The sequence below is a fragment of the Pseudomonas sp. H3_A02 genome (assembly GCF_054671965.1).
Genome location: NZ_CP162807.1, coordinates 4,102,078 through 4,114,755, shown reverse-complemented (window position 1 = coordinate 4,114,755; position 12,678 = coordinate 4,102,078). Strand labels below are relative to the sequence as shown.

General features: G+C 61.7%; 7 protein-coding genes. 3 read left to right on the top strand and 4 right to left on the bottom strand.

Annotated elements, in window-relative coordinates; all coding sequences use genetic code 11:
* Window positions 1-97 precede the first annotated feature (97 nt).
* The 4 genes from AB4N80_RS18205 to AB4N80_RS18190 all read right to left on the bottom strand — a co-directional run bounded on the left by AB4N80_RS18205 (window position 98) and on the right by AB4N80_RS18190 (window position 8,427).
* Window positions 98-1,360: a serine hydrolase domain-containing protein gene (locus AB4N80_RS18205; protein ID WP_354337027.1), complete on the bottom strand. Its 1,263-nt coding sequence runs from the start codon at window positions 1,358-1,360 to the stop codon at window positions 98-100.
* Window positions 1,361-1,483: 123 nt separating this feature from the next.
* Window positions 1,484-2,134, bottom strand: coding sequence for a response regulator transcription factor (locus tag AB4N80_RS18200; RefSeq protein ID WP_122565575.1), 651 nt, complete (start codon window positions 2,132-2,134; stop codon window positions 1,484-1,486).
* A gap of 81 nt (window positions 2,135-2,215) precedes the next feature.
* Complete coding sequence (locus AB4N80_RS18195) at window positions 2,216-2,809, bottom strand: lecithin retinol acyltransferase family protein (RefSeq protein WP_122565576.1); 594 nt, start codon at window positions 2,807-2,809, stop codon at window positions 2,216-2,218.
* Between the two features lie 134 nt (window positions 2,810-2,943).
* The gene (locus AB4N80_RS18190) at window positions 2,944-8,427 is read right to left on the bottom strand and encodes a trifunctional serine/threonine-protein kinase/ATP-binding protein/sensor histidine kinase (RefSeq protein WP_460078134.1); all 5,484 of its coding nucleotides are present in this window, start codon (window positions 8,425-8,427) and stop codon (window positions 2,944-2,946) included.
* A 348-nt stretch (window positions 8,428-8,775) separates the two neighbouring features.
* On the opposite strand from AB4N80_RS18190, the gene AB4N80_RS18185 reads away from it, so the two are divergent.
* The 3 genes from AB4N80_RS18185 to AB4N80_RS18175 all read left to right on the top strand — a co-directional run bounded on the left by AB4N80_RS18185 (window position 8,776) and on the right by AB4N80_RS18175 (window position 12,676).
* Window positions 8,776-9,156 carry a response regulator transcription factor gene (locus tag AB4N80_RS18185; RefSeq protein ID WP_122565578.1) on the top strand — a complete coding sequence of 127 codons (381 nt, stop codon included), beginning with the start codon at window positions 8,776-8,778 and terminating at the stop codon, window positions 9,154-9,156.
* Between the two features lie 503 nt (window positions 9,157-9,659).
* The gene (locus AB4N80_RS18180; RefSeq protein ID WP_122565579.1) at window positions 9,660-11,117 is read left to right on the top strand and encodes an efflux transporter outer membrane subunit; all 1,458 of its coding nucleotides are present in this window, start codon (window positions 9,660-9,662) and stop codon (window positions 11,115-11,117) included.
* Window positions 11,114-12,676 (top strand): MFS transporter, encoded by a 1,563-nt coding sequence (locus AB4N80_RS18175; RefSeq protein WP_122565580.1) that lies wholly within the window; start codon window positions 11,114-11,116, stop codon window positions 12,674-12,676. Before AB4N80_RS18180 ends, AB4N80_RS18175 begins: the two co-directional genes overlap by 4 nt.
* The last annotated feature ends 2 nt before the right edge of the window (window positions 12,677-12,678 follow it).

The following is a 12,678-nucleotide window of genomic DNA, read 5'->3' as shown; positions in this document are numbered from 1 at the left end:
ATTGTTGTTACAGGGCAGTGAATGGCGGCGCAAACCCGCGCCAACACCTGGCCGGGCCAGGTGAACGGAACGAAATTGTTGTGTTTATCGGATGAACTCAGGGCGTCAGTTGCGCCGCGATGGCACGCAGCATGCGCACGCTGTCACCGTCGAACGGGCTCACGGCTTCGCCCAGGGACGACTGCTTGACGATCACCACGCCGGACGGTTTGTCGATGAACAGGTATTGGCCGTGGATGCCACCGGCCATGAGCGCCTGGCTGTGGTCGTTGAAGACATACCACTGGCTGCGGTAGGACGCGCCGGGGGTCCAACTCGAGAAGTCGGCGCAGGCGGCATAGATCGCGGGATCGGCCCCGGCGGCGATACCGGCAAGCGCCTCGGCCGAGAGCAGTTGTCGCCCGCCCTGGCGGCCATCGTTGGCCAGCAAGCAGCCTAACCGCGCCATGTCCCGCAAGGTCGCGCTGAACCCGGCACCGGCCACGCTACGGCCCCAGGGATCGGCCAGGAAGTAGCCGTCACGCTCACAGCCCAACTGGCTCCAGATCTCCTGCAGCAATTGGTGACACGCCTTGCCAGACGCCCGCTCCATGACCCAAGCCAACGCCTCGGTGGTGGCCGTCACGTAATGGAAAAAGCCACCGTGACTGCCGCGCTTTCTCAATGACGGCAAGTATTGGTACAGGGATTCGAACGTCGTGTACTGCGCCGGCGCTGGCTGGAAACCGCAGGCGTAGCCGTATTGGGAACTCTCTGAATCCGGGTCCTCATAGACCTCGCTGTAATCGACGGCCACAGCCATGTCGAACAGCTGGCGCACGGTCGCATCGCCGAAGGCGCTGCCCGTCAGTTCCGGTACGTAATGAGCGGCCGTCAACGTCGGGTCCAGCAGGCCTTCGCAGACCAGTTGCTCGCCCAGGGTGCCGATCAGCGACTTGGTCACCGAAAACATGATGTGCCGGTCCTCGGGGCGCTGGCCGTTGAAGTAGCGCTCGAACAGGACGGTGTCGCCCTTGAGGACCAGGAACGCATCGGTCTGGCTGGCGATCAGGTGATCGATCACGCTGATGCTCAAGCCACACTCGCTGTCGAAGTGCAGCGCATCCAGCGGCTGGAGCGCCTGTTTGAATGCACTGACCGGCCCGGTGCCGGCCTGCACGTCGATGGAGGGGCGCAAGCGCGCCAGATTGCGGAAGCCCCATTGGTTGAAGGGTGGGCTCATCCAGTTATGCCAGGTGACACGGTGGTGGGGTTCGGCGGGAAAGCCTTGCATGAGCGAAGGCGCCAGGCGCGCGTCAGAGGGCGATTCGTGAGTCTCGACGTAAAGACTGGCCAGTGAAGGCACGGTGTTCTGATTCATTGGGTTGCCCCTGCGAAATGACTCTGCGTGAAAGCAGATGCAGGGGAATAATTACCCGATGTAATTTTTTAGTCAATAAAACTTTTTATCTACATTACTTATCAGCCTTCAATTCGTGAACCCTCATCGACTCTGCCCCGTGCCCAATGCTTCGGCCATCCGGACCAGGTCCGCAAACGACTTGGCACACATTTTTTTCATGGCGTGGGCGCGATGGATCTTCACGGTGATTTCGCTCAGGTTCATCTGCCCGGCAATTTGCTTGTTCATCAGCCCCGTGACCGCAAAACCCATGACCTCTTTTTCACGCACGGTGAGTGTCTGGTAGCGGGCATGCAAATCGGAAAACTGTTGCTCGACTTGCCGCCGCCGGACATCCGCCTGAAGCGCGGCGGACACTGCATCCAACAGGTTCTGTTCACGGAAAGGTTTCGCCAGGAAATCCACGGCACCGGCCTTCATCGCCTTGACTGACATCTCGATGTCGCCGTGGCCGGTGATGAAAATAATCGGGATATTCGAATCCGATTCCGCCAACTGCGCCTGGAAGTCGAGGCCACTGGCGCCTTGCAGTCGCACATCGAGGACCAGACAACTGGGGCACTCGGTCTTTGGTTGCCGAAGAAATTCCGCCGTGGAAGCAAATGTCTCGACGCGAATCCCGACAGAGCGCAGCAGGTTACTCAACGCATCGCGCATGGAGGCATCGTCATCCACCACGAACACAATGGAACCTTTGAAACCCGGCTCATTGGATGAAGAATTACCGTTCATTCACGCCCCTTCCGACGAGTGAAACGAAAAAAAGTGTAGCACAGCGACCTTGCGTGACTTGCCCCGTGCCCTGGGGAGAAACTAGGCAATCAGATGCGGTTCCAACATCGAAATAAAAGCGAAAAGATAACGGGGACGCTGGAAGTAGGCATCGACTTGGGCGCTGTAGTGTTTTCCGCTGATGCACCAGTTGCAAAAGTGCTCGCAGTTGTTGGACAGGATCCGGTATTGGTTTTCCCCGAGCCGTGAACGCGCCCGCTTGACGACTTCATCGTTGGAATATTCATACGGCTCTTGCGCTATCCAGACCGGTTTGCCATGGGCGAAATGTTCAAGCTCGATCACTTCGATGGGGCCGGATCTCAGCGAACCGCTGAACCCAGAGTAGTGAGCGACTTTCGCGCCGCCCAGGTAGATCCCGTGATGCAGGTAGAATCCGCGTGGACTGATCAGGTGCGCGCCGATCGGCAACGTGTCCCCCGCCTGTTCGACATGCACCCACTTCAAGGCCATGTCAGACAGGCCGCGGTTGCAGGCCGCTGCGCACATCTGCCCGTCAAGCATCGGCGTCCCCAGGCGATAGAAAGCGCTCGACGTCACGAGCGTCATGAAAATCAGCGCGATCGAACGAAGCGCAGAAAGTCCATCCATTGCCCGGTGAGTTAAATCGATCATGGCGCATACTCCGCAACCCTTGAGGCCAATCTATCGCCGGGGTCGCGTAGTTGCATTTGTACGTGGGAGTGGTGCCGGTGATCTATTGATATGCGGCCTTTAAACCTAAGTATGAATCGGACGCTGTCCAGACCTCAGGCATGCATTTGCCCCTGGACGATGGGCAACGTGAATTGAACGGTAGCGCCACGGGGTTGGTTGGCACTGGCCTTCAAGCGGCCGCCGTGGGACTCGATGATCGAACGACAGATCGATAACCCCAAGCCCAGGCCGGTGGGCTTGGTGGTGTAGAACGAAGTGAACACTTGATCGACATTTTCCGAGGCGAACCCCGGCCCCGAATCGCTCACGCTCACCAGTACCCAACCGGCCTCCGCCAACGTTGCACAGACCCACAACTGCCGTTCGCCCTCGTTGACGCTGCTCATCGCCTCGAGCGCATTCATGATCAGGTTGAGCAACACCTGTTGCAACTCGACCCGATCACCCTCGATGAGCGGCAAGCCGGCGGCCAATTGCGTCTGGATCGAGACGCCACGCTTGATGATCTGGCCACGGGTGAACTCGATCATTTCGCCAATGGCACCGTTGATGTCCACTGGGCCTTTTTGCGGTGGCGCCTTGCGGATATGCCCACGGATCCGGCCCAGCACGTCCGCGGCGCGATTGGCGTCGAAGATGAGACGCCCCAGCACCTGGCGGACTTCCTCGATTTCAGGGGGCTGGGTGTTCAGCCAACGCAGCGCGGCATCGGCATTGAGGATCGTTGCGGCAATCGGTTGGTTGACTTCATGGGCGATCGAAGCCACCAACTGGCCCATGGTCGCGACACGGTTGGCGTGAGCGAGCTCGGTTTGCACCTCGCGATAACGTCGCTCGCTTTCGCGGATTTTTTCTTCTGCCTGCCTGCGTTCGGTCAGATCCAACACGAAAGCGACCCCTTCCCGGCTGTTGGGCTCGAACAGCGCCAAGCCGACGATGACCGGCAGGCGGCTGCCGTCCTTGCGAAAATATTCCTTTTCATAGGGCCGGGCGTGCCCGGTGAGCAGCGCCTGGGCCAAGGAGCGTTCGCTCAGTTCCCGGAACTCCGGCACCGTCAGGTCCCGCCAGCCCAGGCGGCCCAAGGCCAAGTCTTCGCGCTCGTAGCCGACCATACGCAGAAAGGCATCGTTGGCTTCGATAATGTCGCCATCGGCGTTCCAAAACAGAATCCCAATGATGTTGGCGTCTACCAGGCGCCGGATTCTCGCTTCACGCCCGGCGACCTCACGGTACAAACGGGCATTTTCCAACGAAATGGCCGCACGGGATGCCAACAGGTTCAACACGGCGATCCGGGTTGGGTTGAATACATGGGCGACCAAATTGTTTTCCAGGTAGAGCGCGCCGACAAGCTTGGCCTGGTTCAGCAACGGCACGCAGAGAATCGAGCGGGCATGCTGCTGGCGGATGTAGGGGTCTGCGGCAAACGGCGCCGCGATCTGGGCATCGTCAAGAAAAACGCTCTCTCCAGTGCGCAGGACGTGGTAGAGAATCGACTCCGGCAACAGTGCCGCGCTCACCGGGGCATTGTGGATTTGCGTTGCGTGGTTGCCGGTGGTCACCTGCGCCGCGACACGGTGCTCGCCTTCGTTCGACAGAATCAATAACCCGCGTTCGGCGCCGGCCTGTTCAATCGCCGTGCACATGACCATGTCGATCAGCTTATCCAGCACGATTTCACCGGACACCGCCTCGGAGACCTTGAGCACGGTGGCAAGATCCAGGTGCTCGACCGGTGTCGTCATCGTCGTCGTTGGACCGGGCACAGCCGCTTCGGTCCTCAGCGACGGATAGGTGTTCTCCAGCTGTCGCACCTTGCCGTCGGCGCCCCAACGCTGGTAGGCGTAGCGGGCATCCTGGAGGTAGAGACGGGCGATTTTGCCGAAGCCACGGGCGGCATAGAAGCGCGCCGCGAGTTCATTGGCCAACGCCTCGATATGGACGAAACCGCTGTCCTGTGCGGCCTGGATAGCTTGCTCGTACAGCAGCTCGGCGTCGATGACACGCCCTTCGACCCGGGCAATTTCAGCACCGACCAATGCGGTGCGGCTCGCGAAGTTCTCCGGACATTGCTGCGCCCACGTCTGGAGTTGACGGTGATCGACCGCCATCGCTACCCAGTAAGGTTCGCGCTCATCCACCGGCACACGGTCGCAACAGGCAGCTCGCGCCAGGGCGCCGTAGAAATGGTATTCGGCCTCCTCGAAGAACGACTGGCAAACCCAGAGCAGACCCTGGGCCTTTGCCGCCGCTGCCAGGGCCGCTTCAGGATCGTCAGCCAGGTAGCGGGCCTGCAGTTTGCGGACCCAGTACAAACATTCAGCCAGCACCAGGTCCGGGTTGCTGGACAAATGGGTTTCGATGGCCGGCTCGCTCAACTGGCCATCGTCCAGGCCGCCGAAGGTCAGCGTCACGCCGCGAAGCATCCGGATCAGCGCCAACTGCGCGACGATAAAGTCCGTCACCAGCCCGAAGTGCACCGTCCTGGCGTAGGCCAGGCCCCGCTCCGCTTCGCCCTGTACATCGGCCAACGGCTCGCCAGCGAACAGCAGATCGGCGGTGAGGTTATTGCCCGCATACGCTCCGTACGGCAGGTCGCCGATCCGGTTCGCCGCCGCAAACGACCGACGCAACAGGTCCCGGCACTGCCCCACGGGCTTCATCCAACGCACGGCAAAACAGGAAAAGCACAGATAAGTGCTGGCCTCGAATCGCCTCAGGCCGCGTTTTTCAACGAGGTCGCAACCGAGCTGGCCGAAGCGGAACCCTAGCTGGTAGTCCCCGAACCGCCGGCCCGCGACCCGGAACAGATTGGCGTACAGCACGCAGGACGCATCGCAGTTGCCCTGCTCCAGGCTCAGGGTGACCGCCTTGCAGATCAACAGGTCCGCCAGGTTCGCTTCACTCTGCAACGCCGGCGCAAAGAGCTTGCCCAGTGCGTTGAGCGTCGCCAGGGACGTCGCGTCCTTCATCAACGACAGATCGATGAGGTCCTCGATGGCCCGGTCGCCCAGCAGTTCGCCGATGCGGTCGTACTCGTCTCGCACATCGTCGTCGCTCGGATGGGCCGACCATTCGATCCCCACATGACGCAGATAGTCGAGACAGACAGCCACCGCACCATCGCTGCGATCCAGGAGCAGGTAGACGTCCATCAGCAGGCACGCCACGTTGGCCCGTTCGATCACCGTCAAGGCGCGATCGGCAAGGGCCTTCAGGCGTTCGTCTGCGGCACCGAGTTGCCCGGTAAGGAACTCGCATTCGGCCCGGTTCAATTCCAACGCGAAAATCAATTCATGACGACATGTCCAGCAATCCTCATCCAGCAACTGCGCACCAGTGGCCAGGTAGTTGAGTGCCGAAGCATAGGCCGTCGAGGCCTTGGCCCGTTGGCCGGCCATCAGGTTGAATTCAGCCAACTGCTCCCGCTCAACCCGGTCGGTGAGCAATGCCGCGCCGCGATTGAGCTGGCCGACGATTTCAAAAATCGTCTCTTCAAGCGCTTGCGCGCCCGTTTGCGCCGTGAGCAGCCGTCCGATGCGCAGGTGCGTCTCGGCACGCGCGGCCTGGGGAATCAGCGAGTAGGCGGCCTCATGAATACGGTCGTGAACGAATCCATAGGCATCGTCGAGCCACTCGACCAGTTCCTGGCGAACCGCCTCCCACAGCACCGCCCGGACTTGCGCCGCGGGGATGTCCAAAACGGTGGCAAGCGCCTTGAGCCCGGCCACGTTTCCCAGGCAGGCCAGTTGCTGCAGCGCCTGCTGCGTGTCGGCCGGCAAGCGGGCCAGTTTGCCGACCATCAGGTCGACGACATTGTCGGTGTAGCCCTTGGCGTGAATGCGCTGCGGATCCCACCACCACTGCCGGACTTCGTGGTCGAAGGTCAGTAATCGCTCGTCAGCAAGCGCCTGCAGGAACTGGATCACGAAGAACGGATTGCCCGCGGTCTTGTCCAGCACCAGTTGCGCCAGCGGCTCGATGCGATGAAGCGCGTCATGCAGGGCTTCGGCGATCAACTGCTCGATATGCTCCTTGGCGAGGGGCGCCAGAGTGATCTCACTAACCTTGCCCCCCGCGTTCCGAATGGCCTTGAGCTTGCCCGTCAGCGGGTGCGAGGCATCCACCTCGTTGCTGCGGTAGGCGCCCACCAGCATCAGGTGCCGCACATCGGCGCTGATCAGCAGATCCTCCAGCAGGTCCAGCGTTGCCGCGTCCAGCCACTGCAGGTCATCGAGAAACAGGGCAAGCGGATGGTCCGCGCGGGCGAACACCCCGATGAAACGCCTGAACACCAACAGGAATCGGCGTTGTTCCTGTTGAGGGTCAAGGGCCAGGACCGCCGGCGGCTCGCCGATGATGAGCTTGAGTTCGGGAATCAGATCGGTCATGAGCCGCGCGTTGACGTCCAGCGCCTCCAACAACGTTTCGCGCCAACTCGCCAGCTCCGTGTCGCTCTTGCCCAGCAATGTGCGCACCAGGCTCTGGAAGGCCTGCACCAGGGTCGAATAAGGAATGTCGCGCCGGTATTGATCGAACTTGCCACTGGCGAAGAGTCCCCGCGGCGGCACCAGGACCTTGTGCAATTCATTGACAACCGAGGACTTGCCGATACCGGAGTAGCCGGTCACCAGCACCAGTTCCGGCGCGCTGGTTTCGACCACCCGACCGAACGCCGTGACCAGCGTCTGGACTTCACGCTCACGGCCGTAGAGCTTCTCGGGGATCAACAGCCGATCGGATGCGCCCTGTTCACCCAGCGCAAAGGCCTCGATGTGCCGCGATTGCGTCCACTCCGCCAGGCAACGGCGCAGATCATGTTCGACGCTCGCGGCCGTCTGGTAGCGCTCCTCGGCGGTCTTGGCGAGCAGCTTCATGACAATCCGGGACAGCATCTCGGGGATGGTTTCGACCTGCACGCTGGGCGCCAAGGGCTTTTTTGCGATATGGCAGTGAACCCACTCTATCGGGTCGGACGCGGTGAACGGCAGCGAGCCGGTCAACATCTGGTACAGCGTGATACCGAGGGAATAGAGGTCACTGCGCGAATCGATCGAGCGATTCATCCTGCCGGTCTGCTCGGGGGCCATATAGGCGAGCGTGCCAGCCAGGGTTTCGGGGGCCTGTCGTTCCCGCAGCAGTCGCGAGGCCAAGCCGAACCCGGTAAGTCGGGCCTGGCCATCGGCGCAGTTCACCAGGATGTGACTGGGCTTGATATCTTTATGGACGATGCCACGCTGGTGGAGCTTGCCCAGCGCTACGGCAATGCTCACCGCAAGACGCAGGAACGTCGCCGTTTCCATCGGTGCGATCAGCAGTTGCACGAGCGGCACGCCACCGGGATCCTCGAGCACCAGTTGCACCTGGGGCCCTTCGCGCACCATGTCGAGCGGTTGCACCGACCAGGCGCGATCGAGTTCATCCTTCAGGCCGAACTCATGGGTGAGCCGCTCAAGGCAGCCGGGGCGAGGTTGTTCGGTGGCGGGCCGGGCCACCAGGACCGTGTTGTCGCCGTCTGTACCCGAGCGCAATTCTCGACAGAAGATACGCTCACCATCGTCCCATAATATTTGCATGCTGTTATTCCATCGGCACAGGAACACTATTGTCTGTTCTGCCGCACTTTGCCGTCGGCTGTCGTCCAGTGTCATGTCGCACTTGCCGATGTCGTCGCCTGGAGGCGACTTCCGTGGCTGCGCTGGATGCCTGAAGGTGAAGCGTGTGCCGGGATCCAGGACGGGGCGTGTTGCGCCCTCTAGATTAGCGCTTCACGAAAGCCCTTCACAATTTTTTCGTGGCCGGGCGACATACCCGGCACCCGGCGCCAACCCTTTGGTTTTAGCGCGTTATACGTAGGTATACTTCTGCGCCTTATGGGACCGCGTATCGTGTAGTCACGACAGGCGCTGTTACGAGCGACCCCTATGACGCAAGCCACGCAGATGCGCAACACGACAACTATCGCCGTTGTTGACGATGACGAATCCGTTCGGACAGCCCTGGATAGCCTGTTGCGTTCCAGTGGTTACAAGGTTCGAACCTATTGCAGTGCCATCGAGTTCCTTGACGCCAATGCCCCGGCAGGCACGCACTGCCTGATTTCCGACATCCAGATGCCGGGCATGAGTGGTGTTGAGCTGCATGAACGGCTCGGTGCCATGGGGTTGCGGATCCCCACCATTTTCATTACCGCTTACCCGGACCTTGGTGCACACATACCGAGGTTGGTCGCCTGCCTGCCTAAACCCTGTGATGCCGACAAGCTGCTGGACTGCATCGAGGTGGCGCTGCGTCCGACACACTGAAAGCACGAAAGTAACCAAAGCGCTTCTGCCTCGCTTAGGCTCGGCATGCCCGAACGAAGGCATTGCTCCGGGGGCCACAAGGCGGCCTGAGAGCCGACCTGGTTCTTGGTGAGACCGCGTTTCTCCTGTGGGAGCGAGCCTGCTCGTGAAGGCGGTGGCTCAGTTACATGGATGTTGGGCTTGCTGGCCTCATCGCGAGCAGGTTCGCTCCCAAAGGCTAAATGCGTTCGCAAAAACCAGGCCGGCTGTCAGGCCGCCTCGCGCAGGACATTGATCTCGGTGCTCCATTAACCACGATGGCTGAACACCCTGCCCCCCGGTCCAACACATACCTTCGTATACATCCCCACCACTGAGGTATGGCTTGGCTGAACCGATGTAGAAGTGCCCTCGCCGCAATCGCTCAATACCATGACCCCACAGCGGACGACTCGCTATCCAGGATCGATTGAGCCCAGGCGCACGCTCGCGCAGCTGCGCTGCAACCTTGCGGGGAACTGCCCATGTCGGTTTTTTTCGAGTTACTTCAACGCTGCTTGAAACCCATGATCGTGCTCACCCCACTCCTCCTCACCGGCTGTGCGGTGGGCCCCGACTTCATGAAGCCCGAGAGCGAACTTGACGCCGCACAACTGACGCCCCGACCCGAGCACGGGAGCGACACTGCCCTGCTCCCTGCCGCCGTCCCCAGCCAATGGTGGCAACTGTTCAACGACCCGCTGCTCACCCAACTGCAATCACGGGCACAAGCCCACAACCTTGATTTGCAGATGGCCGCCGATCGCATCGATCAAAGCCGGGCGCAACTGGGGATTACCGCTTCGCAACTGCTGCCCAGCGTCGGTGCCAACGCCAGCTACGCCCGGGAGGCGCTCAGCGAACATGGCAAGTTCGCCGCACTGGGCGCTCCCACGGCCCCCAGCAATTTTTGGCAGCTGGGCTTCGATGCCAGTTGGGAAATCGATCTGTGGGGCCGGGCCCGTCGCGCGCGCGAAAGTGCGGCGGCGACCCTGGAGGCGACAGTCTATGATCGCGAAGCCGCTCGGATTGCCCTGTCCGCCGAAGTGGCACGGACCTACCTGCAACTGCGTGGCACCCAGGCGCAACTGGACATCGCCCAACAGAACCGGGCGATCGCCGAGCGTACCCTGGGCCTGGCCGAAAGCCGCGAGCGCAATGGCGTGGCGACACGCTTCGAAACCGCATCCGCTCGCGCACAGCTGGCGACGATCAAGGCCCTGCTTCCCGACCTGGCCCAGCGTCGCAACGCCCAGATGAATGCCCTTGCGCTGTTGATGGGTGAACCACCCCGCGCACTCGATGCACAACTGCGCCAAGCCATGCCCCTGCCCTCGCTGCCCACCCGGGTTCCGGTCGGGATACCGTCGGAACTGGCCCACAGGCGCCCCGACATCCTGCGCGCCGAAGCGCAGCTCCACGCCGCCACCGCGGCCATCGGCGTGGCCAAGGCGGATTTCTACCCACGCCTCGGCTTGAAAGGGCGAATCGGCGTGGAAGCGTTCGATAGCGGTGACCTGAGTAGTTGGGACTCTCGCTTCTTTTCCGTCGGGCCAACAGTTTATCTGCCGATTTTCCAGGGCGGTCGCTTGATGCAACGCCTGGCCCTGAACGAATCACGGCAAAAAACCGCCGCCCTTGCCTATCGGCAAACCGTATTGCGCGCCTGGCACGAAGTGGACGACGCCCTGGACGCCTGGGCCGCGCAACAGCGTCAACACGACGAGTTGCGAGTTTCGTATGAGCAGAACAAGCAAGCACTACACGCAGCCGAACGCGGCTACCAACAGGGTGCAGCCGACTACCTGAGCGTCCTCACGGCGCAACTGAACCTGCTCGCCAGCCAGACCAACCTCAATAGCAGCGCCACCAACGCCACGTTGACGGTGGTCAATCTCTATAAGTCCCTGGGTGGCGGCTGGGACCCGGAGCTGCATCCATGAACAGCCTCGCTTTGTCGCCCGCGCAGATCGCGCCCCGAGAAGCCCCCTTGACCCAGTCTTCGAAACGCCCGCTGGTTGGCCTGGTCGGCATCTTCCTCGCGGCCATGATGGCTGGGCTGAACACTCGTGTCGGTGCGTTGGCGCTGGCGGACGTGAGAGGCGCGTTGGGCTTTGGCTTGGACGATGCATCCTGGCTCACCACGGCGTATAGCGCCGGGGAGCTGATCGCCATGCCCTTTTCGGCGTGGTTTGCCCTGACGCTCTCGGTCCGGCGCCTCGAGCTGTGGATGCTCGCCACCTGTACCTCGCTGGCGCTGCTCCTGCCGTTCATCCACGACCTCGACCTGCTGCTGAGCCTGCGCTTTATACAAGGCGTCGCCAGCGGCACGACGATCCCGCTGCTGATGATGGCGGCCCTGAAATTCCTGCCGCCGCCCATTCGCTTGTACGGTCTGGCGATGTACGCGATGACCGCGACCTTCGCGCCCAACCTGGCCATCTGGCTGGCGGGACAGTGGACAGATGAACTGCAGGACTGGCGCTGGGTGTACTGGCAGATCATCCCCCTGGCCCTGATCGCTGCCGGCCTGATCGCCTGGGGGCTGCCAAGGGAACCGGTTCAGCGCCCACGCTTTCGCCAGGCCAATTGGGCCGGCATGGCCTGCGGTGTCCCGGCGCTTGGCCTGATGACCGTCGCCCTGGATCAAGGCATACGGCTGGATTGGTTTCACTCGCCGTTGATCACCTCGTCAATGGTCGCTGGCCTAGCCTTGCTGGCGGTCTACTTGTTGACCGAGTGGTTTCATCCCTCGCCGTTCATCAAGTTGCAGATCCTGGGGCGCCGCAACCTGGGACTGGGCTGCATTCTGTTCGTATCGCTGCTGGTGGTGCTGATGTCCAGCTCGCTGCTGCCGGCGATTTACCTGGGGCCGCTGCAAGACTATCGCCCGTTGCAGATGGCCTCGATCGGGCTGATCGTCGCGCTGCCGCAATTAATCCTCGGAGCCTTGGTGGCGCTGCTGCTCTACCAGAAATGGGTCGATGCGCGCTTCGTATTCGCCTTGGGGCTGTGCCTGATCGCCCTGGCCTGCCTTTGCGGCGCGCAGTTGACCAGCGAGTGGAACCGCGACCAGTTCGTCGTGGCGCAAACGCTGCAAGCCCTGGGGCAACCAATGACAGTGGTGTCGATGCTGTTTCTGATCACCAGCGTGGTACAGCCTGCCGAAGGCCCTTATGTGTCCGGCACCATCAACACCCTGCGCGCCTTCGGGTCGTTGTTCGGCGCGGCGCTGGTCGGACAGTTCGTGGTGGTGCGCAGCCGCTTCCATGGGGAAATGTTGCTGGACCAGGCGGCCCTGGCAAGCAATGCCCTGGTCTCTGCGCCGCAGCCCTCACACCTGCTGGGAATCGTCGGCCAGCAGTCGATGGTGTTGTCGATCGCCGATGCCTATCACGCGCTGGCCCTACTGGCACTGCTGTTGATTCCCCTCGTGCTTCGGCTGGCCTACATCCCGGCACCTGTCACGCAGGCAGCCTCATCTTCCTCCTCACAGGGGTAATT